Origin of the sequence: Legionella impletisoli (assembly GCF_900639875.1) — a bacterium.
GTDB lineage: Bacteria > Pseudomonadota > Gammaproteobacteria > Legionellales > Legionellaceae > Legionella_A > Legionella_A impletisoli.
In genome coordinates this window covers 151,134-173,852 of the sequence record NZ_CAAAIA010000005.1, presented here as the reverse complement: position 1 = coordinate 173,852, position 22,719 = coordinate 151,134, and the positions used below count along the sequence as shown (strand labels likewise).

Below are 22,719 nucleotides of genomic sequence, written 5' to 3'. Positions count from 1 at the left end.
ATATAAACCGTCAACTCAATTTAATAGAAACCATCATTCTCGCGTTACTGTTTTGTTTTATTAGCGGATGTGATCGGCATGTGGCTGCTCCTACTAAGTTGGATAAAACCTATACTGTAAAGTATGAAACATTATCCAAAACACTGCATTTTTCAGGCATTATTCAACCCATTCGGGAATATTCGCTTACCAATCCAATGGATGGGGTTATTGCAACCATGCCCTATCATTATGGCCAACAGGTTCAAAAAAATGCGACAGTCTTTGTTTTAAATTCTGCTGAATTGCAACGACATTACAACGATACCTTAACTGAATATCTCAAAGCAAAAGATGCTTATAATATTGCAAAAGCTAAATTCATTGGCACGGAAGACCTTTGGACTGCCGGGCTTATCTCCAAAAATAATTATTTAAGCGAAAAATCCAGCTTGTATAATGCCCGCGTCTCGCTCATTCAAGCCACAAAAAAACTCTCAGAGCTTGTTGAAAAATCGGGTAATCGTGATAACCAAAATCTTTGCGCACTCAGTTTGGCAGAGTTTGATAAGGTCCAGCAGGCGTTATCAAAAAAGCATGACCAAATATTTCTAAAAGCACGAGGCCAAGGCGTTTTGCTCTATCCCCCAAAATCCAGTGAGGATAAATCAGGCCATTTAGGAATTGGTTCATCGGTTAAAGCAGGAGAAGTACTTGCTTTAATTGGTGATATGAGTGGAATTCGAGTGGAAATCGATGTGCCCGAAGTGGATATTGATAAAATTAAAGTAGGTATGAAAGCAACGATACGAAGTGTTGCGTTTCCACATGATGTATTACTAGGTAAACTTGTTGCCGTGAATGCCCAGGCTTCTTCTAACAGTGCTCAAACATTGCCTTCATTTTCTGCCATTGTCGAAGTTAAAATATTAACTCCAGAGCAAGCTGAATGGGTTAAATCCGGTATGAGCGCCAACATTGAGTTAGCTGCAGAACATGCGAATAAACTGATGGTGCCGATTACAGCGGTAAAGTTGAAACACGGTCAAAGTGTGGTCACTGTGCAAGCGCATTCCGGACAAGCCCAAGAAGTGGTCGTGACTACAGGCGCTGCACAGGCGAATAAAGTGGTTATTGATTCAGGACTTCGTGTGGGCGATGTGGTTTTGTATAGTTAAGGCAGATTTAAGTATATGGCACTGATAACCCTTACCAATCTTGTAAAAACCTATCCTATTGGGGCAGAGATGAATACGGTGCTTAAAGGCCTATCATTAACCATTCATCAAGGCGAATTGGTGGCAATCGTTGGGCCTTCTGGATCTGGGAAATCGACCTTAATGAATATCATTGGGCTTTTGGATAAGCCCTCATCGGGCATATATGCTTTAAACGGACAGGACACTGCTGGACTTAGTCCAGATGAGCTGGCCTTGTTACGTAATCAGCACATAGGATTTATTTTTCAACAATTTAATCTTTTACCACGTTTTACAGCGCTTCAAAATGTGGGTTTGCCCCTGACGTATCGAAATGTATCGGATCTCTTAATTAATCAGCGCGTTGAGAGAGCACTAATGCGTGTAAATATGCGTGATTTTAGCTCACATCGACCCAATCAATTATCCGGTGGGCAGCAGCAACGTGTCGCAATTGCCAGAGCACTGGTTACTGATCCCAATGTCATTCTTGCAGATGAGCCGACCGGTGCTCTAGATTCAAAAACTGGAAAAGAGATTATGAACTTGTTTTTAGCGCTTCACCAAGAGGGTCGAACCATCATTATTGTGACTCACGATGAAAAAATTGCCGATCTTTGTACGCGAAAAATTGTATTGGCTGATGGGGAAATTATAAGGCAACAGTGATATCGGCATGAATTTAAAACGGCATTTCCAACAAGCAGTCATTAACTTATCTACGGCTAAGCTTCGTTCGTTTTTAGCTGTATTGGGTATTTTAGTGGGAACGGCGGCTGTGGTGGCACTCTTAAGCTCTGGCAAGCTGGCTACCGAGAAAGCACTCGCTCAATTTAAAGCACTAGGAACGGATTTGCTCTCTTTATCGGTTTATCAAAACACATCCACAGTCCAACATAATGGCCAGGATACCATTTCTTTAGAACAATGGCGTTCGATTCCAGAACGAATCCCAGCTATCGTAAAACTAGCACCTTACAGTACCGCTTACCAAGCCATCAGTTTCGAAGGAAAGACGTTAAATGGCGCTATTATTGGTGCAGATGAATCATTGGCGGACATCATTCATATTCGGTTGTCTGAAGGTCATTTTGTTTCGTTTGTTGAGACGTTTGAACATTTTTGCGTGATTGGAAGCGCTTTGGCTGAAGAATTAAAAGCATATACCTTGGATAATCCTATAGGTAAGCAAGTACGGATTGGTAAGGCGTTGTATACCATCATCGGTGTGGCTAAGCCCTGGAAGGAAAATGGTTTTTTTAATGAGGATATTAATCGCGCAATTATCATCCCAATCTCGGGTATGATGCTGGTCAATAAAGACAGTAAAATCAACAACGCAGTGTTGCTACTGGATTCGACCCAAATGATTGATGATGTCATTGAGGAGATCAAGCAAACCATAAATCAACTGGCTCCTGATTTGAATTTATTTGTTCGAAGCGCAAAACAAATCATTGCTAGCATGGAGAGTCAAGGTAGGATTTTTACCATGTTGTTAGCCGTTATTGGTGGGATCTCCTTAGTGGTTGGTGGGATTGGGGTAATGAACGTCATGCTGGTTGCCGTGAGCGAGCGAAAAAAAGAAATTGGTGTTCGAAAAGCATTAGGAGCTAAAAATCGCGAAATTCAAGCGTTGTTTTTGGTTGAATCGGTGATTTTGTCTTTGTCCGGTGGTTTTTTGGGAGTTTTATTAGGATTGGCCTTGACTTGGATGATAGCTCTTTTTAATCATTGGTCTTTTACTCTTTATATTGTACCTCCTTTAGCCGGTTTTGCTGTTTCTGTGGTTACTGGGATATTTTTTGGCTTTTATCCAGCTCGTCGGGCTTCTTTATTAGAGCCCATGGCTTCTCTGCGTGCTGATCTATAGCTTTATTTTTTAGGGTTCGCTTTGGGGAGAGTAGACTTGAATACGATTCTTACCAGAGTTTTTTGCTACATAAAGCGCATCATCCGCAGCCCTCTTTAATTCACTGGCGGCTGTAGCATGCTCTGGGGCGGTAGCTAATCCTGCAGATAAATGGACTCTGGGAAGTGTTTCGTTTTGAAATCGAATTTGCGTTGAACGGATTCTTCGAATCATTTCTTCGATGCGTTGCTTTGCTTCTTGAGCCGTGGTGTTAATGAAAAGTACCACAAATTCATCGCCCCCAAGTCGACAAGATATATCGCCTGCTCTTACACTTCGCTGCAGTTCCTTGCCGATATACTTCAGTACTTCATCTCCAGCATCGTGGCCATACTGGTCATTGCATTGTTTAAAATCATCAATATCAATAATCGCTAAGGTAAGGGCATGTCCGCGACGTTTCATTTGTTCAAGCTCTCGGGGTAGCGTTTCATCTAAGTAGCGACGATTGTATAGCCCCGTTAAACCGTCTCGTATCGCTTGATGTCTTAATGCTTCGCGAAGATGAATGTTTGCCAAGGCTAATTTAATGTTTTCACTGAAGGTGATGACTAGTGATTTTTTATTATCTAAGAACTCTCCTTTCGTGCAGGAGATAGATAATAAGCCGACGATGTTTTCATTAACCAACAAGGGAAAATCTATATACCCGCCCGAGGGATGGGTTGTAAAATGGGTACATAGCACAGAATGTTCTGGATATTTGATATGGTAAATATTTCCGTTTCGTAATGCCCAGCATTCTTTTTGTAAAAACCAAGGCTTTAAATTTTGCTGTTTACCCCATTGATAAAGCGTTTCCATTTCTCCTTTTTTAGGATTATAGATTGCTAATCCACCACTTAATCCCGAAAATAAATTTTTGGCTGTGATAAAAATGATTTCATAAGCTTCGGTAGGATTGTGACATGCCAAAAGCATTTCATTCATTTTATTTAAGTAGGCATTTTCTTTATCGCGCTGCTTTAGTACCACCAACGCATCGGACATTTGTTTGTGCATTTGTGCTTTTTCTTGTTCATCATGCTTGCGACGACTGATGTCAAGAATTTGTGTGACGAGGCTTTTAGGTTGACTTTCATTATCATAAATTAGGGACTCACTGACTAAACACCACACCGTTTTTCCGCTTTTGTGGATTAGTCGAACCTCAAGCTGTTTTGCAGCGACTTTCCCGCTAATCAGTTGTTGTTCCATATGCTCTACATCCTCTAATTCATCAGGATGAATGAAGTTAGCATTCGTTAACGTGCGTATCTCTTTTGCGTTATAGCCAAGAATATCACTCAAGGATTGATTGGATTGAACAAACGTTCCGTCTAAGGTGCGAATCGCCATGCCAATGGGAGCGTATTCAAGCGCATTACGAAACCGTTCCTCACTTTTGCTTAATAACTCCGTGAGATGCTCACGTTCCTCGATATCATCCTCAATATGTGTGCACATTTCATTCATGGTATCACCAAGAATGCCCAATTCATTTTGGGATTCGATTTTGTTTCGAATGCTGTAATTACCAAGGCTTACCATTTCCGCTTGTTTTCGTAGTTTTGCAATAGGTTTTGCAACATTGTGTTTTGTATAGCGGTAAACAATAAGACAAAGCATTAAGGCGATTAATAAAATCAGTTGAATGGTGTAAAAAACATATTGTTGTCTTTTTTGCAATTGATTAAGATTTTCTGCTGTTCTTAAATCGACCGCGAGCTGAAATTGTTCGAGTGGTTCTAAGTATTCCGATTTGGTTTCAAGATATAACGGGCTGTGTAAGAGCGCACGTGCTTTATATACAAAAGAATTGGGAGCGCCATTATTCACAAGGCCTTTGTGCCTATCCATCAAGTCAATGGCTTCTTTTTCCATCCTGGTTAGTGCATTGGTTTTCGCTTTTGCTGTTTTGAGGAGGGTTAATTCATAATTGGTAAATCCAAGCTGTTCAATTTGATGTTTAGCTCGTAACGATGGCGCGGTTGCGAAGTGAGGTGTTTTTCCTCCCAAAACATAATCCCAATAAAAGGGTGAGTAATTAGGAGGAGGGGACTTTTTTCCGTCACGGATGGCAAGTAAATTATAAAAATAATCTTTGTATTTTTCTTTTCCTGTTATGGTGTAAAGTCGGGCAATCTTTGTTAAATTTTCCGAGTTTTCAACCAGTTCTAAAATGGTTTTAAGCGATTGATAACGATTGCGTTCACTGGCAATAATTTGTCTTTGATTATAGCTGGCATAAAAAATTAAAATATTTAATATAAGAAGAATTAAAAACGCGAGCACAACAAAAAAGCGATAAAGAGAATTGAGGGAATGGGTTTTCATTAAACGCATAGCCCTAGTCCCTTAAAGCCTATCCTTATTCTCATTTTCCCACCACTTAGAATATAATCCTTATAATGTTGATAAGTATAGCCAATTTGTAGTTCAGTATCCTCATTTTAGATGTATGCAAGAACTTCAATCCAATACCTACTTATGAAAATACTGATAATATTTCATTTTATTTGAGGACGGCATCAGAGTTTTTATATCAGGGATTACTGGCTTTGTATAAAATGGTCTACACTGGTTACTAAAGTTTTTCCAAACAAAGCCGATGCGGCTTATAAAGGCACACTTGCTGTTGAATGAACGATAACTATCAATATGGGCTGGCTTTAAGTGAGTCAGTTGCCCCTGACGATAATAAAAAGAGGAAAATAAATATGAATAATCGGGGTAAGCTCATCGCTACGATCATTGGATTAGCACTCACGCCATTCACTTACGCAGACAGTCAAAATTGGAATCGTTGGGTGGCAGAAGTTCGAGAAGAAGCGCTCAGACAAGGTATCTCGCCAGGCACGTTTGATGAAGCGTTTGCTAATATTCATGAACCGAGCAGACGAGTCAAAAGCCTTTCTCGTTCACAACCTGAGCATCGTCTCACCTACACCAAATATCGTAATTCACGTGTTGATAATTATCGTATTATCATCGGGCGAAAAAAATACAAACAAAATAAAGAATTAGCGGATCATATCGCGGCACAATATGGTGTGGATCCTTGTTTTATTATGTCTTTTTGGGGAATGGAAACGAGTTATGGTAGTTATATGGGCAATTTCCCTGTCATTAATTCATTGGCAACCTTAGCCTATGATTCAAATCGCCAAGACTTTTTCAGAAAACAGCTCTTTTATGCCTTACACATTCTAAATGATGGTCATGTAACCTTAGATCGCTTTAAAGGGGAATGGGCTGGTGCTTCTGGTCAACCGCAATTTCTTCCTTCTAGCTGGATGAAGTACGCGCAAGATTATGATGGAGACGGCCGCAAAGACATTTGGGATTCAAAAGCGGATGTGTTTGCATCCATTGCGAATTATATGAAACAAAATGGTTGGCAAACTGGTGAACCTTGGGCCATTCGTGTGAAGCTTCCTGCAAACTTTGATAAATCTTTGGAAGGCAAAGCCACGGTGAAATCCACTAAAGAGTGGAATGACATGGGGGTTCGAACCACCGATGGGAAGCCTTTACCCTATCAAAATCTAGAGGCGAGCATTATTCAGCCTTATGGTGGCCCGGTATTTCTAGCGTTTCCAAATTATAAAATGATTTTACGCTACAATAATTCAATATATTACGCCGGTGCCATTGGTTATCTCGCTGATAAAATTTGCAATCGCCATGATGACTGACTATACGGATAAAAAAGCGAGTCTTTTGCCTAATGCCTTGAATATCCTCCTCAATAAGGCCACAGAGCCACCACATTCTGGCCAGTACAACGTACTTCAGGAATTTGGAACCTACTTGTGCAGGCGCTGTGGGCTGGCACTCTTTCGTGCTGACAGCCAATTTACTAGTCGTTGTGGGTGGCCTAGCTTTGATGAAGATATACAAGGAGCCGTGCGAGAAACGAAAGATCCTGACGGCCTTCGGACGGAGATTCTTTGCACGCGTTGTGGTAGTCATTTAGGACATGTGTTTATTGGAGAGCATTTTACGGCTAAAAATAAACGATATTGTGTGAATTCAGCCTCGATTGATTTTGTAAGTGAGACAAAAGTACGCGATACAAACGAAGCGATTTTAGCTGGAGGATGCTTTTGGGGTGTGGAATATTACCTCCAAGCAATGCCAGGAGTCCTTAAAGTTGAATCGGGTTATACTGGGGGACATACGCTAAATCCTTCTTATGAGGAGGTTTCTGCTGGTAATACCGGTCATTATGAAGCGGTACGGGTGTTGTTTGATGTCGAAAAGTTGGATTACTACGCGGTGGTGAGGCGTTTTTTTGAAATTCACGATCCTACCCAACGAAACGGACAAGGTCCTGATATTGGTTCTCAGTACCAGAGCGCGATTTTTTATTATAATCAAACACAAGAAGAAGACGTTAAGAGCTTAGTTCAGAAACTCAAAGCTAAAGGCTTAGATGTAGTCACTCGACTTCTACCCGCCCAGCCATTCTGGCCTGCTGAAGATTATCACCAGAACTATTACCAAAAACATAATAAAAACCCCTATTGTCATCGCGAAGTGAAGCGTTTTGATTAGATATCGGTATCAGGTATCAGGTATCAGGGTTCAGGGTTCAGGGTTCAGGGTTCAGAATGCTGACCCCTGACCCTGACTCCTGACAAGTAAAGTTTTCCTCTTAATCCCCGATAATATATTTAAATCAGTTTATTCAAATAAATAGCAACCAACTCAAGGATTGGAGAATCGAATGGATAAACAGGCCAGATATAATATTGGAGATGTAGTCATTCATAAACGCCAAGGATATCGGGCGGTTGTTATTGATGTGGACCCATTATTTCAAGCTTCCGGACGCTATAACCCTCAGGCAATTAAACGTGGGTTTGAAGAGCGTGATCCTTGGTATCGACTACTGGTCGATGAGAGCACGCAAATGACTTATGTCGAAGAGCGTTTGCTTCTACCAGATGAGAGCGAGTGCGTCATTAATAACCCAAACGTTGAAGACTATTTGGTAATAAGTAAGGGGCATTATCAGAGTAACATTAAAAAACATTGACCCGGCATTCCGCAGGTGTGGAATGCCGGATTGACTTATCCGAAGGAGGGTGAAATTAGGCTAAGTTGAGCGAGCCATAACGATCAGCAACGCTACAAAACACATCAATAAGATGGCTAGGATCCCCATAGTAAAAAAACTTTTGCTTAATGACTCACGGCTTAGGGTTTCAGGGCGCGCACGAATATAACGATATAAGATCCAAATAATAACACCCGCTGCAATGAGTCCTAATATTTGATACAACGTTTCCATTGGATAATCCTCCTAAACAAGCCCTAATCTTTTTCAAAATCAAACGCATCAGAAAACATGATTTCTCGATTGATCTGATGGTTCATTAAGAAATCACGTGTACTATAAACCATATCAAAGGGGCCTGCGATCACAATTTGCCAATCATGAATATCATGTTTATGGCGTTTGTAGGCTAGTGAAGCTAATGTTTCTTTGCTGGTGGACGTTATATGAGAAAAATATTGAAATTGAGGAACATGTGTTTGCCAGTGGTGGACACGTTCATCCATATACAAATCACTTTGTGACCGAGCGCCCCAGAATAATTCAAATGGTAGCTTGGATCCTTGCGCCAAAAGATGTTCTATCATGGCTTTAATGGGGGCAAATCCAGTGCCTGCTGCGAGAAATAAAATAGGCTTTTCAAAATCCAAGTTACGAATATGACAATTTCCCATGGGGACAGTTAATTGTAAGGATCCTTTCGCCTTGATTTCAGCGAGTAGAGATTGGCTATAGGGATTATCCTGACTATGACGAATATGCAGTTCATAAGTATGGGAGCCTAAAGGCGCATTCGCTATGGAGTAACTAAATACTTCCTTCTGTAATTGGATTTGTAAGTACTGGCCGGCTATATAATCGATGTATTGTTCAGGTTTTAAAATCAACTGCAATATACTATTGGTTAGGGGGGTGATCCGCTCGATTTTTGCCGAGGTTGTTTTCATGGCTCAATTCCTAACTCAGGCCAATACGCTTCCACACGCTCTAAGATATCCGAATCCATCACAATGGGTTTGCCCCATTCTCGTGTGGTTTCACCAGGCCATTTACTGGTCGCATCCATTCCCATCTTTGAACCTAGTCCAGAAATTGGCGAGGCAAAATCTAAGTAATCAATGGGCGTGTTGTCCATCATGACGGTATCACGAAGGGGATCCATGCGGGTCGTCATAGCCCAAATGACATCCTGCCAATTACGGGCATTAATATCGTCATCACAGACAATGACGAATTTGGTATACATAAATTGCCTTAAGAAAGACCACACTGCCATCATGATTCGTTTCGCATGCCCAGGGTATTGTTTTTTTATGGTGACTACCGCAAGACGATAAGAACATCCTTCAGGCGGAAGATAAAAATCAACAATTTCAGGAAATTGTTTTTGCAACAGCGGGACAAATACTTCATTTAACGCTAAGCCAAGAATAGCCGGCTCATCTGGTGGGCGACCCGTATATGTGCTGTGATAAATAGGATCATCTCGATGGGTGATGCGTTCAACGGTAAACACTGGGAAAGATTGGACCTCATTGTAATATCCCGTATGATCACCAAATGGGCCCTCAGGTGCTTCTTCACCAGGCTCGAGATATCCTTCGAGAATGATCTCAGCGCTGGCTGGTACATGCAAATCACTACCCAAACATTGCACTAGCTGAGTACGCTGGCCGCGTAATAATCCAGCAAAGGCGTATTCTGATAAAGTATCCGGAACCGGGGTGACGGCAGCAAGAATGGTTGCAGGATCAGCACCAAGGGTCACGGCAATAGGAAATCGTTCGCCAGGATAAGCTTTTTGCCAAGCTTGATAATCCAATGCACCACCACGGTGAGATAGCCAACGCATGATCAATTTATTTTTTCCAATCACTTGTTGGCGATAAATGCCCATGTTTTGTCGCGTTTGTAGAGGCCCCTTGGTGGTCACGAGCCCCCAGGTAATGAGGGGAGCCGCATCTTCTGGCCAACAGGTTTGAATGGGAAGTTGGCTTAAATCGACTTCTTCTTTCTCAAGTACGTGAGTTTGGCACTTGGCTTTACTCACGTATTTAGGCGCCATATTGAGCGCTTGCTTTAACAGAGGAAGCTTATTAAAGGCATCTTTAAAGCCTTTTGGAGGCTCAGGCTCTTTAAGCGCCGCCAGTAATGTTCCAACGTCGCGTAGAGCATTCATATTGGATTCACCCATTCCTAAAGCCACGCGTTCAACCGTGCCGAATAAATTGGTTAGCACGGGAACGTCGTAGTTTTTAGGATTGGTAAACAATAAGGCTGGTCCACCAGATTTTAAAACGCGATCGCTTACGGCTGTCATTTCAAGCTTAGGCGATACGGGATAGTCAATGCGTTTTAATAGATTTTGGCGTTCCAATTGCGATATGAAATCGCGCAGATCTCCATAGTTCATGCAGAGGTCATTCCTGTCGTTTCATGGCCTCAAAGAATTCAGCATTAGTTTTATGATTTTTCATGCGCTCAAGCAAGAATTCAATCGCATCGCATTCATCCATTGATTGTAGGATTTTGCGTAAAATCCATGTACGATGAAGTTCTTCAGGACTTAACAACAGATCTTCACGACGGGTTCCGGAGCGATTAATGTTAATGGCAGGGAATACTCGTCGCTCAGCAATGCTGCGGCTTAAGTGGATTTCCATGTTACCCGTTCCTTTGAACTCTTCGTAAATAACTTCATCCATTTTGGAGCCAGTATCGACCAGAGCGGTTGCAATAATCGTTAAGCTTCCGCCTTCTTCTATATTACGAGCCGCACCATATAAGCGTTTCGGACGTTGTAAGGCGTTGGCATCTACCCCTCCAGTTAATACCTTACCTGAAGCAGGAACGACGGTGTTGTAAGCTCTGGCTAAACGGGTAATCGAGTCAAGAAGAATCACTACATCGCGTTTGTGCTCAACGAGGCGTTTTGCCTTTTCAATGACCATTTCGGCAACTTGAACGTGGCGATTAGCGGGCTCATCAAAGGTGCTTGCAACGACTTCGCCTTTTACTGAGCGTTGCATTTCAGTCACTTCTTCAGGGCGCTCATCAATCAACAAAACAATCAAGTAACAATCGGGGTAATTTTTCTCAATCGAATGAGCAATATTTTGCAGCATTAATGTTTTACCTGCTTTGGGCGGAGAAACAATTAATCCACGCTGGCCACGGCCAAATGGAGCCGCTAAATCAACCACGCGTGCGGTTAAATCTTCTGTGCTGCCATTGCCTTGTTCCATCACTAAGCGTTCTGTTGCGAATAAAGGCGTCAAGTTTTCAAAGAGAATTTTACGTTTTGCGCTATCGGGTGCTTCAAAATTAATTTGGTCAACTTTTAATAAAGCAAAATAGCGCTCATTATCTTTAGGGGGTCGAATTTTACCGGACACTGTATCGCCTGTACGAAGACCAAATCGGCGGATTTGACTCGGAGAGACATAAATATCATCGGGGCCTGCAAGATAAGAGCCGTCTGAAGAGCGCAGGAAGCCGAAGCCATCCGATAACACTTCGACCACACCATCGCCATGAATATCTTCGCCTTTAAGCGCGTGGGCTTTAAGAATAGCGAAAATGATGTCTTGCTTACGCATGCGGGAGGTGTTTTCTACGCCTAACTCTTGAGCAATATTGACGAGCTCAGCGATAGGCAACTGCTTAAGTTCACTAAAATTCATACTTCTCACTTGATGTGTTGGTTAAATGAAATGGGTTTCCAGGATAGTTTTTTACGGGAAGGACAGCTAGGAATACCGCTGCCTAAGGCATTTTGCAAAACTGCAACATACCTAAGTTATTTCTAGCTTATCATAGCTTGCTTGTCAAATCTATATTTTCTCTCCTCAAAAGCTCTTTACATGACAAAAAAACCGGACATGCCAGCGAAGGTGGCAACCCTGTGGCATTTGGCACGGAAGGAAGTTGAGATAACTTGCTGACATACAAGGAAAATCATATAAATTCGATCGCAAAAAGAAGGTTACATAGGGTGTATCGGCTAGTTGAAGGATAGTTTAAACAGGTATTTTGGCTGGAACAAGGCGAGAATGTCATGTTTTGTAAAGAAGTTTAAAAGAAATTAAGAGACGCTGCGGTCAAGCCGCAGCATGTATTATTGAGGAGCAAAGGAAATCTGGCTCAATCAGATATTGCTTTCGACAAACGCACTTAATTGAGACTTGGAAAGCAATCCCATTTTAACGGCTTCAACTTGGCCATTTTTAAATAGAATTAATGTTGGTATGCTCATTACACCATATTTTGATGGAGCTTGAGGATTTTCATCAATATTAATTTTGGCGAAGCTCACCTTATCGCTATTGTTTGCAGCCACTTCTTCCAAAATAGGTCCAAGAGCGCGGCAAGGACCACACCATTCGGCCCAAAAATCCACCAACACAGGTTTGCCAGATTTTAAGACATCTTCTTCAAAGCTACCATCTGTAACGGTTTTAATGTGTTCGCTCATGAGTAAAACCCCTTTTAATTATTCTAGTGGACATTATAGATCACCACTGACAGCTTGCAACATACTTAATGCACTAATTGCAGCAGTTTCTGTTCTTAAAATGCGAGGTCCAAGTTTTAGACCTTGAAATTGATGAGCGCGAGCTAAATCAATTTCATTTTGACTAAAGCCCCCTTCTGGTCCAATTAGAAGAGTAATATCTTTAACCTCAAAATCAAAATCGCGCCAGGTTTTTTCGCTTTCTGGGTCCAACAACAATTTAAGTTCGGCTTCAGTTTGTTGGATGTAATCCTGAAACACGGTAATAGGATGAAGGGTTGGCAATGAATTTCGTCCACATTGTTCGCAAGCGGCAATCGCAATGGCTTGCCATTGCGCTAATTTCTTAGATAGACGGTTTTCATCTACGCGCACTACGGTACGCTCTGAAATAAGAGGTGTAATCGTGCTTACCCCTAACTCCACCGCCTTTTGAATCACCCACTCCATCCGTTCACCTTTTGAAATGGATTGAGCGAGATGAATCATTCGAAAAGATTCACGATCCATTTTCTGATGTGATTGGATTTGAACTGTGACTTGTCTTTTTTGGGCAGAAACAATAACCGCATGGTATTCGTAATTATTTCCTCGGAATAGAGTTAAATGCTCGCCTGGTTTCATCCGCAACACCACACTGACGTGTTGTCCCGCACTGGGCGATAAGTCAACGGTATCCCCTGGCTGGTAGGTACCTGGTTGATAAATTCGATTGATTTTCACAACGATTTTACATAGAAATCTGGATCAGATCTTATACCCCATCGTTACGATCGTTGTCAAAGTAATGCAAGAATTGTGTTAGAATAACTGGAATTTTTTAATTAAATAGAGCAAAAAATTATGACCAACACTCGAATTGAAACCGACAGTATGGGTGAAATCGCCGTATCGGCGGATAAATATTGGGGAGCTCAAACTGAGCGTTCATTGCACCATTTTAATATCGGTCAAGATATTATTCCTCGTGAAGTCACACACGCTTTTGGGATCTTAAAAAGAGCAGCGGCATTAACCAATTTGGAATTAGGTAAATTACCGAAAGATAAGGCTGATTTAATCGTTGCGGCGGCCAAAGAAGTTAGTGAAGGCAAATTAGATGAGCATTTCCCACTGCATGTATGGCAGACAGGAAGCGGCACGCAGTCAAATATGAATGCCAACGAAGTGATTTCAAATCGTGCTATTGAAATGGCAGAAGGTACGTTAGGAAGTAAATCACCGATTCATCCTAATGACCATGTGAATATGTCTCAATCATCTAATGACACGTTCCCAACCGCCATGCATATTGCAGCGGCACTTGGCTTTCATAATAAATTAATTCCTGCCGTACGTGCTTTGCGTGACGGATTAAAAGAAAAACAAGAAGCATTCAACGATATCGTTAAAATTGGTCGAACACACCTACAAGATGCGGTTCCTTTAACGTTAGGTCAGGAATTTTCTGGTTATGTTTCGCAATTGGACGCGTGTCTTCAACGATTTGAACAGGTTTTGCCTGAGCTTTATGAGCTGGCCTTGGGGGGAACGGCGGTTGGTACGGGTTTAAATACGCATCCCGAATTTGCTAAAAAAGCAGCCGCACATATTGCCAAAATCACAAACTTGCCGTTTGTTTCTGCGCCGAATAAATTCGCGGCTTTGGCGTCTCATGAGCCTTTGGTTATGGCGCATTCCGCTATGAAAACCTTGGCCTGTGCGTTAATGAAGATTGCCAATGATATTCGCTGGCTAGGATCTGGCCCTCGTTGCGGTATCGGCGAATTGCATTTACCTGAAAATGAACCCGGTTCTTCCATCATGCCCGGCAAAGTCAATCCAACACAATCAGAGGCAATGACCATGGTTTGCGTTCAGGTTATTGGTAATGACACCACTGTGTCTATCGCTGATAGCCAAGGGAACTTTGAGCTCAATGTATTTAAACCGGTTATTATTTTTAATGTCATGCATTCATTAAATATTTTAAGCGATACCTGTCATTCCTTTTTAGAGTTTTGTGTCAAAGGCTTGGAAGCTAACAAAAAGCAAATTTCAGATTATTTGCATCATTCCCTCATGCTAGTTACCGCCTTGAATCAACATATTGGATATGATAAAGCAGCAAAAATTGCCAAAACCGCCTATAAAGAAAACACTTCCTTAAAAGAAGCGGCTGTGAAACTCGGATTTTTGACTGCCGAACAATTTGATGAATACGTTAAACCTGAAGAAATGATTTATCCTTCCTAACAAGCGGTTTGTGAAACACGCTTCTTCAATTTTGAAGAAGCGTGTTTCATTTATGCTCATCCTGCAAGTCTTGTAAGTATCGGCTCATTTTTTCAGCTTGGTTAGTAAAAATATAATGTAAATCGCGATTCATTTCGCGATAAAGGCTATATTTTGAGTCAATAAAACCAACGCCTGCGATTTGTTGCGCTTGCCGTAGTTTCTTGATGTATTTATTTCTTAAAAGTAAATAATGGCCTAACACCCCACCATACTCTTTGCTCAACGAGAGGTTTACAAAGCGCTTGACGTTATTATGCTCTGGAACCAATAAAAGCGAATGGTTAGGAAAGCGTGAAAAGTGTTCAAAAAATCTATCTTGGAGTGAAATCAAATGATAGTCCTCACTAGGAGTCAAGTGACTTAATATGTCTGCCAATATGGATTCGTTACGTATAGCGGACTTTAGCTCAATGAATAAATGCATTTGCCCGCCGAAGCGTTTAACGACCTCATTTAACGTCGGAATTTCGGGTACTTCTTGACGCAATGTTTCGAAATGGCATTGTGAAATGGTCATGGTTCGGTTCCATAATCGTTTTAAGTCTGGATCATGATTTACAACGAACATCTGATCCTTTGTAGAATGTACATCCAGCTCGATACCCCAACATCCTAAATCCTGAGCTCTTTGAAACGCGGGCAAAGTATTTTCAATGATATTGGTATGGTGCGCATGTGCTCCTCGATGAGCAATTAGTCTCGTATTTAGGATAGAAGCAGAACTTGGCTTAGGCTGTGGCATAAAAGCGAACCAAGAGTCGATTAAGCGCTCGATGATGTTTAGTAATGCCATTGAAAAAAGCCTTACAAAATAAATTTCATTCTATAATGTATTGATAGGTATAGGAACCTAGAATTCTAAAGAGCTTACTGGCACAAATCATCTATAGCGCCACCCACTAAGCTTTATACTGCGTTTAAGCTTTATACTGCGTTGTAGGTTCTTTCGGCTTCAGTCATGTATTGTTTATACACTCCTTCGCCTCAATCACCTACGCCTTGTCTAAAACTTAATGGGTGACGCTATACAGCCAAAGATAATGATTTTTGGAGCCTATTTGAAATTCTAATTGACAGCTATTCGAAACTTGAGTAATTTAGCGACCATTGCTTGCCGAGGTGGTGGAATTGGTAGACACGCTAGCTTCAGGTGCTAGTGGGGGCAACCCCGTGGAGGTTCGAGTCCTCTTCTCGGTACCATTTTTCAATAGGTTCTCCAAATTTATTTTTCCGTTTCGTAGTAATGTTTTAATTCAAAATCAACATATTGTTCCAGCAATGATTTGATTTCATACTCTGCTCTATCGTATGTATCGAGCTCGGTATGAAATTTAACAGGAATAAACTTTTTGTCTTTCTTTAACAGATAAGTTGCAGTACCGTCGGCTTTGTATTCTTCTTGGCCCGTTGCCATGATTTTGTATGAAATTTTAAATCCCTTATAGATGTATTCAGTCACATGTTGCTCCTCTCGAACTCACGTTATTTTAAATCTAGCATATGCACGAACAATCTGTTAACTTCTTTTAACCTAAATTATTTCACCCTGGCCAAGGGCTCGCCTAATTGAATCCTGGAGCCATTATGAAGGGTTGTTTCCCATTCAATCGGGCAATGATTTGAAAAAAGTAAAATGACGGTCGAGCCTAGTTTGAAATATCCCATTTCTTGGGATTTATCAAGCTCAGTATGACTGTAGTTGCTGGCAGGATAAATAAATCGAGTTTGCTTTTTGCATCGTTTAATATCACCATGCCAAGCCGTTCCAATCCCACCTACGATGGTTGCTCCGACCAAGACCATAGCCATAGGTCCTAGATCGGTATCGAATAAGACCACCAACCGTTCATTTTGAGCAAATAAATTGCGAATAACACGCGTGGTGGATGGTTGTACGGAAAATAGCTTGCCTGGGACATAAGTCATCTCCTTAAGCGTTGCTTTCATGGGCATATGAACCCGGTGATAATCTTTTGGAGATAAGTATAAGGTTGCAAATTTCCCTTCAGAAAACTGATGGCAAATGGATTGCTCAGAAGCAAGCAGCTTTTCAATAGAATAGTTTCTACCTTTGGCTTGCACCAGTTTGCCCGTTTTAATCTGGCCGATTTCACTGACGTACCCATCTACTGGAGAAACCACATGAGCATTTGAAACGGGTCGACATTCAGGTTTTAAATGACGAATAAAAAAATCATTAAACGTCTCATAGTGTTCGGGATTTTCTACTAACGATTCCTGCATATTAATGTTGTATCGTCGAATAAACGTTTTAATTAAATGATTTTTAATGGCCGGTGTTTTGACGTTGGCTAGTAACCCCGCCAAAGTCGTTAACGAATGTTTGGGAATAACATACTGAGGGAATGTTTTAAAATGATCTGTGAGCATATTGAATTATCCGGCTGGTATCTCTTTTATTGTAGTCTCTCTGCCACCATTTGGCTCATGGAGGATGATGAAAGCAATGCAGGCAATAATACTGACGATAAGCGCGGGGATCCAATATCCAGCTGCGCCGCTAACGGTTTGTTGTGCTAGTGGCAGTGCCATAGCCCCGAGACTAGCAGCGAATGCCCAAATAGTAGATACACCACGACAACGGTATTGCATAGGTAATTGTTGGTATAAAAAATAATACAAAGACGAACAGAGTAGTCCGTTACCCAGCATATAGCCGCAAAGTGCCAGAAATACTCCTAAATGAAAACCTTGAGAAGTGCAATAAAATAGAACCGGTGCGGTTATGCTAATCGTAAACATACTAAGCTTCAGTAACTGGGGTGCATGGTTTTTGGAGCTAAATCGGGCAATGGGTATGGCTAGTAAGGCAGAACCCAACTGGGCTAGAGAGGCAATCCAGGCACAAGTTATGCTACTCCAAAGTTTTTGATCGCTGGCATAGGTTAACCAGAAAATATTACACATATAAACCATCACACTTACAAAAGCACCGACGGCCGCAATGTGAAGCATGCCTCTACCATGATGTTGCCATAATTCTTTACGAGAAAGATCTTTTTTATGATTGAACTCAGGGGACTCTTGTAACCGCTTGCGCAAACGAGAAATCAATAAGGAAGCGAGACCAACGACTGCAAATATGACACGCCAAACCCAAGAAACGGAGCAATATTGAATTACCGCGGCGATTGCTCCTCCTACAAACATTCCAAGTGCGCCAAAGGCGGCTACCAGACTGCCGGCTAAAAGGGGATTATTGGGGTTATGTTCAATGAGAAAGATGGCAGAAGTATTAATTTCGCCGCCTAAGGCCAGCCCTTGAGCGATACGAAACACTAATAGTAAACACGCGGCTAATATCCCGATGTGAGAATAATCCGGCAAAAGACAAATACCGAGGGTTGCAATACCCATTAATCCTGCGGTATGCATCATTGGATTACGACGGCCAGTTAAGTCTGCCTTGCGGCCAAATAACCACCCTCCTATAGGCCTAGCAAGATAAGCCGCAGCAAATAAGGCAAAAGTTAGCACTAAACTTTGATTAGATGGTGGGAAAAAGGTGGTGGCAAATACCGATTTGGCTAAATAAAGATAAAGACTAAATTCCAGCCATTCGACAAAATTTAAAGCCAACACAATAACACCCACAGATCGCTTCATAAAAACCCGAACAAGAAGTAAATGGCTTGGTCAAAAAGAGGAAATTATAAGCGATCGCTGGCCTTTTGAAAACGGGTTACTCCTCAATCTGATTGCCAGATTTAATGTCTTTATGAATAACGCTTTCAAAGTTATTGTTATCTGGGTTAACGAATAAATATCCATTTCCTAATGGATATGTTAAAGCACAAACCTCTTTGCCGCTAAACCATCGTTTCCAGGTTATGCATAGAACGCCATTATCTTTTACTTTCCAGGTGCCAGTATCTTTTTGAGGTTCATTGCCTAAGGGTTTTTTATTAAATTTTCCTATGATTTGACCGGTTTTATCAAAATAACTCGAAAATGAAATAGGAACGAGCTGACTATCTAAATTGGCTAATGGTACACTCTTGATCGTATTTCCTTGAAAAACATGGATCACTTCCTCTTTTGAAAGGCTTGTGAGTGTTTCTGCATAGGTTGCATAACTAAAAAGCAAGGTTAAGATTGCAATCGCTTTTTTCATGATAAAAGTCCCCTTAATCGCTAAGAATTTGTTTAATCAGTCGGCGTGAAGCAAAATTAGCAATCACGCCGTAGGTGCACATATAAAACCGGATGGATTTAAACACTCATTGAGAGATCATCGGTTTGATTAAAGTCATTTTGTGTATCGCTTTGATCGTCTTGTTGTTGATCGTCTTGTTGTTGATCAACGTGTTGTTGCTCTTCATCCTCTGGTTGTGGAACGGGATATCTTGACTTATACATTGGGCAGTTGACGCCGACTTCAGCAAAAGCCGTCATGACATCTTCTGCGTTCCATCCGCGATCCATCGCTGCTTGAATCACACCACACGCAGCAAAGTCAAAATAGGCAATGGGCGACCAGTAGTTTTGATTCGCATCAACCATCACTTGGAACGCCATAGGAACGGACCAACCCGGTTTGGTCGATAATAAGTAAAAGGCCTTATTAAAGACGCCACTGGCTAAGTGCACATCCAAATCGTCGGTATAATCTTTCGCGTGTCCAATTGAATAACCATCTTGGGTAGGATCATCCATATAACGAATAGGACTTCCATCTAAAACAGCTTCGCGTCCCAAAGCCCAGTCTTTACCATCCCAGTACCATGGGTATTCTAGGCTGATGTAATCTTGCATAGCAATCGCCGCCATGTCAGAAAAGGCCTCATTAATTGCGCCAGATTGACCTTCATAATATAAGCCTGAGTTAAGCTCTGTGAAGTTATGGGACAGCTCATGCGCAATAACGGATTGTGTAGGCGCTGTTAAAAACTCTGAACCATTTCCAATGACGATCTGTTGATGTGCTAGAACAAACCCTTTCATTTTGATAGTTGGAATAGCAAATGCATTATCCATATACCCTAAATGAGTATACGCTCTTAAGGGAAGATCTTCTGTTCCAATCGCATGCTCTACACCATACATTTCATCGTACATATCGAGAGTTTTCTGTGCGAAATACATCGTATCGTTCACCGGAGAAAACGAAAAATTGATAGGTCCTGTTGAGCCATCTGAATAATTAATGAATTGACTTTGTGGGGAACAGGGATATGAAAACGCCTCAATATTCGCTGCTGCCTCAGCAAAGGTACTAATTGGAAACGCATCATACCCTAAGGGGTAGTTCTCCAAGTTAATCACTCGAATATTATCGTTTTGAACGTAACATTTGCCGTTAATCAGTTGAACGTCAAACTTGCCTAGCGCAGGTAGGTTTGGTAGGGCATCGCCATGCTGAAACATACCTGAGCGGTAGGGTAAGCTTAATGAATTTCCCCCTAGCCCTTGACCAATTTTCTCTTTTCGGACTTCATTCCATTCTTGTAGAATCTCGCCATTATTGGCATCAACAAGGTAGTTTGGTGCGCTGATTGGATCTTTATCAGTATTGACGAAAAAGGATAAATGATAAGCTAGATGCGCTTTTTCTTTTTTATCAATAAAAATCACTTTTTCAAGGTTTTTAAATTTAATGGGTTCTTTAATTTTAGCCAGTATTTCTTTTTCAGCCTCACTTGGAGATAGACGAGCGGTAGTACTGGTCACATCTTTTTCAATTCCAGAAACATTAATTCCGGTCACTTTGGGATTTGAGCTTGCATCGTTTTTATGAAAAACAATCTGATGTCCCCAAACAGGTAGATTTTTATATGTTATTTGATAACGTACGTGTTTTTGGTCGGCTTTAGAAGGCTCAATCAGCTCTAATTGATAATCAGCATCCTTAGGATTATCCATTGTTTTTAAAAAGCCATGCTTCGTAAACGGTGAGTGTTGTTTTAATTGCGGCAAGGCCTGGTTTGAAGTTCCCCATATCATTTGTTGCGATGCAGCTATTGCATTAACAGATACGGATAAGGCTAAAACAGTTATACATCCATTTCTCATAGCGACTCCCTAATTTATAACCACATTTCATCCTGCTACAAATTTTTTGAAAAAACAACAAATCTATTGACTTTTCTTCATGAGTTGACCTACTTTGCGAGATTTATCCATTCAAAAGGCATTTTTAAAATGAAGCGCTTACTTCATAAAGTCGTGTCTTTTTTAGGAATGTTTCATGATACATTTATTGCTCATCATTTTATTACTCGAAGGGTTTATCACAATTTCTGTTGAAGTGTTAACCATTCGACAATTATTGCCTTTTTATGGTGGCAGTGTATTAATAACAAGCATTATCATCGGGGTCTTTCTTCTCTTTTTAGCATTAGGGTATTGGCGAGGAGGAAGTTACAAGCGTGACTTTTTTAAAGTACTTAGCCGTAATTTTACGCTAAGCATGATTTGGATTGGCCTTGGTCTCAGTTACACCTTCATTGCTTTATATTATTACGTCAGTGCGATTGTCTTAACGCTACCTTTCCTCATGAGTTTGTTTGGTTATTTATTAGTGGCCTTAGCCCCTATTGTTTACTGGTTGGGGCAGACTGTACCACTGACTACGAACTTATTTAGCCAGAGCCAGCGAGTGAGTCATATCAGTGGTCGTGCATTATTTTTGAGTACGGTGGGTTCGTTTCTTGGTGCCTTGCTCACCTCTTTACTGCTGTTTCAATATCTTGGTGTGGCTTGGACGGTAGTCATCAATTGTCTGTTGTTGTTCGTGCTGGTGGTTTATATTCGCCCTCTGAGTGAACATTCGTTATTACATATCTTGCTTTTGTTTGTGATAATGCTTTTTATTTTAATGCTCAATGTGAACGTAGAAACGCAGCAATTTAAGATGACCAATAATTATGGGAATTATCAAGTGATTGAAACGGCGGATTTCAAAAGAGTTTTGCAAATTAACCAATCCAGCAGTTCCATGTTAACTCCAGATAAGAAAGCATTCGCCTATGTTGAATTTATTCGAGATATTCTTTTTCAACAGCTCAATATGAAACAAAAAGACATTTTAGTCATTGGTGCAGGAGGATTTACTTTAACTGCAGCAGGCACTCATGATAACCGAGTTACTTATATCGATATTGATCCTGCCATTAAATCAATAGCGGAAGAATATTTTTTAAAAGAATCCATTAATGGTCAATTTATAGGCCAGGATGCGCGGCAGTTTTTACAGGAAAATTCCACGCGTTATGATGTGATTTTATCTGATGTTTACAGTCATCAAGCGACCATTCCCTCAGCATTGCTTACCAGAGAGTATTTTCAGTCGCTATCCGATCATTTAAAGCAAAATGGTTTGTTATTGGTCAATGTTATTGCCAATCCTTTGTTCATGGATGCCTACTCACGAAAGGTTTACAATACGATTCATAGGGTATTTCCTTATTGCGCAACGATTCCTCTAGGATTCCAGTACAATACCAGCAATATCATTTACTTGTGTCCTAAACTTTCTGCGGTAAGAGAGGGGATATATAGCGATGATCTAAATACGGCAACCATGGATTATTTTAAAAGACACTTCCATTGACGTCGGGGCATAGCAAACGCATTTAATTTTTGAACATTACACGCTTTTTTTTGCCTACTTGTCCTGCTTTATGCAGGGGCATCTAGTCGAGCTTGAAATTCGGAACGGGATTCCTCGCATAAAGCTTAATCTTACATCTCTGAAAATCTAATCCAGCTCTAGTCTTCTAGGTTATCTGGCTTGACAGAGAATCCATAAGCACTGTGCTAAAAAACTGGGTCA

At 41.1% G+C, this 22,719-nt stretch carries 21 protein-coding genes and 1 tRNA gene; 9 read left to right on the top strand and 13 right to left on the bottom strand.

Translation table 11 applies throughout. The features are described from left to right. The first annotated feature begins 2 nt into the window (after window positions 1–2). The 3 genes from E1O41_RS06995 to E1O41_RS06985 are packed head-to-tail and all read left to right on the top strand — an operon-like array spanning window position 3 to window position 3,051. Complete coding sequence (locus E1O41_RS06995) at window positions 3–1,157, top strand: efflux RND transporter periplasmic adaptor subunit (protein WP_373288400.1); 1,155 nt, start codon at window positions 3–5, stop codon at window positions 1,155–1,157. Window positions 1,158–1,172: 15 nt separating this feature from the next. Next, window positions 1,173–1,847: an ABC transporter ATP-binding protein gene (locus E1O41_RS06990; RefSeq protein ID WP_131776601.1), complete on the top strand. Its 675-nt coding sequence runs from the start codon at window positions 1,173–1,175 to the stop codon at window positions 1,845–1,847. Between the two features lie 7 nt (window positions 1,848–1,854). After that, the gene (locus E1O41_RS06985; RefSeq protein ID WP_131776600.1) at window positions 1,855–3,051 is read left to right on the top strand and encodes an ABC transporter permease; all 1,197 of its coding nucleotides are present in this window, start codon (window positions 1,855–1,857) and stop codon (window positions 3,049–3,051) included. Window positions 3,052–3,060: 9 nt separating this feature from the next. Here E1O41_RS06985 and E1O41_RS06980 read toward each other — a convergent pair whose 3' ends face one another. Next, window positions 3,061–5,415 (bottom strand): diguanylate cyclase, encoded by a 2,355-nt coding sequence (locus E1O41_RS06980; RefSeq protein ID WP_131776599.1) that lies wholly within the window; start codon window positions 5,413–5,415, stop codon window positions 3,061–3,063. A gap of 374 nt (window positions 5,416–5,789) precedes the next feature. Between E1O41_RS06980 and E1O41_RS06975 the strand changes: the two genes are divergently transcribed. From E1O41_RS06975 to hspQ, 3 genes are all read left to right on the top strand, one after another. Beyond that, on the top strand, window positions 5,790–6,767 hold the full coding sequence (locus tag E1O41_RS06975) for a lytic murein transglycosylase (protein WP_131776643.1): 978 nt from the start codon (window positions 5,790–5,792) through the stop codon (window positions 6,765–6,767). Then, window positions 6,760–7,629 carry a bifunctional methionine sulfoxide reductase B/A protein gene (locus E1O41_RS06970; RefSeq protein ID WP_131776642.1) on the top strand — a complete coding sequence of 290 codons (870 nt, stop codon included), beginning with the start codon at window positions 6,760–6,762 and terminating at the stop codon, window positions 7,627–7,629. The genes E1O41_RS06975 and E1O41_RS06970 overlap by 8 nt, the downstream gene beginning before the upstream one ends. 172 nt (window positions 7,630–7,801) lie before the next feature. Continuing rightward, entirely contained in the window at window positions 7,802–8,113 is a 312-nt protein-coding gene (hspQ, locus tag E1O41_RS06965; protein ID WP_131776598.1) for a heat shock protein HspQ, read from the top strand. Window positions 8,114–8,173: 60 nt separating this feature from the next. Here hspQ and E1O41_RS06960 read toward each other — a convergent pair whose 3' ends face one another. From E1O41_RS06960 to E1O41_RS06935, 6 genes are all read right to left on the bottom strand, one after another. Continuing rightward, complete coding sequence (locus E1O41_RS06960) at window positions 8,174–8,368, bottom strand: hypothetical protein (RefSeq protein ID WP_131776597.1); 195 nt, start codon at window positions 8,366–8,368, stop codon at window positions 8,174–8,176. A 23-nt stretch (window positions 8,369–8,391) separates the two neighbouring features. Next, window positions 8,392–9,081, bottom strand: coding sequence for an FAD-binding oxidoreductase (locus tag E1O41_RS06955; protein WP_131776596.1), 690 nt, complete (start codon window positions 9,079–9,081; stop codon window positions 8,392–8,394). Next, window positions 9,078–10,547 (bottom strand): 4-hydroxy-3-polyprenylbenzoate decarboxylase, encoded by a 1,470-nt coding sequence (ubiD, locus tag E1O41_RS06950; protein WP_131776595.1) that lies wholly within the window; start codon window positions 10,545–10,547, stop codon window positions 9,078–9,080. The genes E1O41_RS06955 and ubiD overlap by 4 nt, the downstream gene beginning before the upstream one ends. 7 nt (window positions 10,548–10,554) lie before the next feature. After that, window positions 10,555–11,817, bottom strand: coding sequence for a transcription termination factor Rho (rho, locus tag E1O41_RS06945; RefSeq protein WP_131776594.1), 1,263 nt, complete (start codon window positions 11,815–11,817; stop codon window positions 10,555–10,557). A gap of 464 nt (window positions 11,818–12,281) precedes the next feature. Further along, window positions 12,282–12,608, bottom strand: coding sequence for a thioredoxin (gene trxA, locus E1O41_RS06940; RefSeq protein WP_131776593.1), 327 nt, complete (start codon window positions 12,606–12,608; stop codon window positions 12,282–12,284). Window positions 12,609–12,641: 33 nt separating this feature from the next. Continuing rightward, the gene (locus tag E1O41_RS06935) at window positions 12,642–13,370 is read right to left on the bottom strand and encodes a 16S rRNA (uracil(1498)-N(3))-methyltransferase (protein WP_131776592.1); all 729 of its coding nucleotides are present in this window, start codon (window positions 13,368–13,370) and stop codon (window positions 12,642–12,644) included. A gap of 120 nt (window positions 13,371–13,490) precedes the next feature. Between E1O41_RS06935 and fumC the strand changes: the two genes are divergently transcribed. Then, window positions 13,491–14,882 (top strand): class II fumarate hydratase, encoded by a 1,392-nt coding sequence (fumC, locus tag E1O41_RS06930; protein WP_131776591.1) that lies wholly within the window; start codon window positions 13,491–13,493, stop codon window positions 14,880–14,882. Window positions 14,883–14,928: 46 nt separating this feature from the next. Here the strand turns inward: fumC and E1O41_RS06925 are convergent, their stop codons facing one another. Beyond that, window positions 14,929–15,717 carry a glycerophosphodiester phosphodiesterase gene (locus tag E1O41_RS06925; RefSeq protein ID WP_131776590.1) on the bottom strand — a complete coding sequence of 263 codons (789 nt, stop codon included), beginning with the start codon at window positions 15,715–15,717 and terminating at the stop codon, window positions 14,929–14,931. A 320-nt stretch (window positions 15,718–16,037) separates the two neighbouring features. On the opposite strand from E1O41_RS06925, the gene E1O41_RS06920 reads away from it, so the two are divergent. Then, a tRNA-Leu gene (locus tag E1O41_RS06920) sits at window positions 16,038–16,124 on the top strand. Window positions 16,125–16,146: 22 nt separating this feature from the next. Here E1O41_RS06920 and E1O41_RS06915 read toward each other — a convergent pair. From E1O41_RS06915 to E1O41_RS06895, 5 genes are all read right to left on the bottom strand, one after another. After that, a complete protein-coding gene (locus tag E1O41_RS06915) occupies window positions 16,147–16,383 on the bottom strand; it encodes a hypothetical protein (RefSeq protein WP_131776589.1) in 237 nt (78 codons plus the stop codon). A 77-nt stretch (window positions 16,384–16,460) separates the two neighbouring features. Further along, window positions 16,461–17,315, bottom strand: a complete 855-nt coding sequence (gene asd / locus E1O41_RS06910; RefSeq protein WP_131776588.1) for an archaetidylserine decarboxylase — start codon at window positions 17,313–17,315, stop codon at window positions 16,461–16,463. 6 nt (window positions 17,316–17,321) lie between these two features. Then, complete coding sequence (locus tag E1O41_RS06905; RefSeq protein WP_131776587.1) at window positions 17,322–18,551, bottom strand: MFS transporter; 1,230 nt, start codon at window positions 18,549–18,551, stop codon at window positions 17,322–17,324. Between the two features lie 76 nt (window positions 18,552–18,627). After that, window positions 18,628–19,059, bottom strand: a complete 432-nt coding sequence (locus tag E1O41_RS06900; protein WP_131776586.1) for a hypothetical protein — start codon at window positions 19,057–19,059, stop codon at window positions 18,628–18,630. A 98-nt stretch (window positions 19,060–19,157) separates the two neighbouring features. After that, window positions 19,158–20,957, bottom strand: coding sequence for a M4 family metallopeptidase (locus tag E1O41_RS06895; protein WP_131776585.1), 1,800 nt, complete (start codon window positions 20,955–20,957; stop codon window positions 19,158–19,160). Window positions 20,958–21,132: 175 nt separating this feature from the next. Here E1O41_RS06895 and E1O41_RS06890 point away from each other — a divergent pair, with 175 nt between their 5' ends. Continuing rightward, on the top strand, window positions 21,133–22,497 hold the full coding sequence (locus tag E1O41_RS06890) for a fused MFS/spermidine synthase (protein WP_131776584.1): 1,365 nt from the start codon (window positions 21,133–21,135) through the stop codon (window positions 22,495–22,497). Window positions 22,498–22,719: the final 222 nt, after the last annotated feature.

Excerpts from the sequence above, each read along its gene's own strand:
- E1O41_RS06990 (WP_131776601.1), top strand. The coding sequence starts at position 1,173 with ATGGCACTGATAACCCTTACCAATCTTGTAAAAACCTATCCTATTGGG.
- E1O41_RS06985 (WP_131776600.1), top strand. The coding sequence starts at position 1,855 with ATGAATTTAAAACGGCATTTCCAACAAGCAGTCATTAACTTATCTACG.
- E1O41_RS06980 (WP_131776599.1), bottom strand. The coding sequence starts at position 5,415 with ATGCGTTTAATGAAAACCCATTCCCTCAATTCTCTTTATCGCTTTTTT.
- E1O41_RS06975 (WP_131776643.1), top strand. The coding sequence starts at position 5,790 with ATGAATAATCGGGGTAAGCTCATCGCTACGATCATTGGATTAGCACTC.
- E1O41_RS06970 (WP_131776642.1), top strand. The coding sequence starts at position 6,760 with ATGACTGACTATACGGATAAAAAAGCGAGTCTTTTGCCTAATGCCTTG.
- hspQ (WP_131776598.1), top strand. The coding sequence starts at position 7,802 with ATGGATAAACAGGCCAGATATAATATTGGAGATGTAGTCATTCATAAA.
- E1O41_RS06960 (WP_131776597.1), bottom strand. The coding sequence starts at position 8,368 with ATGGAAACGTTGTATCAAATATTAGGACTCATTGCAGCGGGTGTTATT.
- E1O41_RS06955 (WP_131776596.1), bottom strand. The coding sequence starts at position 9,081 with ATGAAAACAACCTCGGCAAAAATCGAGCGGATCACCCCCCTAACCAAT.
- ubiD (WP_131776595.1), bottom strand. The coding sequence starts at position 10,547 with ATGAACTATGGAGATCTGCGCGATTTCATATCGCAATTGGAACGCCAA.
- rho (WP_131776594.1), bottom strand. The coding sequence starts at position 11,817 with ATGAATTTTAGTGAACTTAAGCAGTTGCCTATCGCTGAGCTCGTCAAT.
- trxA (WP_131776593.1), bottom strand. The coding sequence starts at position 12,608 with ATGAGCGAACACATTAAAACCGTTACAGATGGTAGCTTTGAAGAAGAT.
- fumC (WP_131776591.1), top strand. The coding sequence starts at position 13,491 with ATGACCAACACTCGAATTGAAACCGACAGTATGGGTGAAATCGCCGTA.
- E1O41_RS06925 (WP_131776590.1), bottom strand. The coding sequence starts at position 15,717 with ATGGCATTACTAAACATCATCGAGCGCTTAATCGACTCTTGGTTCGCT.
- asd (WP_131776588.1), bottom strand. The coding sequence starts at position 17,315 with ATGCTCACAGATCATTTTAAAACATTCCCTCAGTATGTTATTCCCAAA.
- E1O41_RS06905 (WP_131776587.1), bottom strand. The coding sequence starts at position 18,551 with ATGAAGCGATCTGTGGGTGTTATTGTGTTGGCTTTAAATTTTGTCGAA.
- E1O41_RS06900 (WP_131776586.1), bottom strand. The coding sequence starts at position 19,059 with ATGAAAAAAGCGATTGCAATCTTAACCTTGCTTTTTAGTTATGCAACC.
- E1O41_RS06895 (WP_131776585.1), bottom strand. The coding sequence starts at position 20,957 with ATGAGAAATGGATGTATAACTGTTTTAGCCTTATCCGTATCTGTTAAT.
- E1O41_RS06890 (WP_131776584.1), top strand. The coding sequence starts at position 21,133 with ATGATACATTTATTGCTCATCATTTTATTACTCGAAGGGTTTATCACA.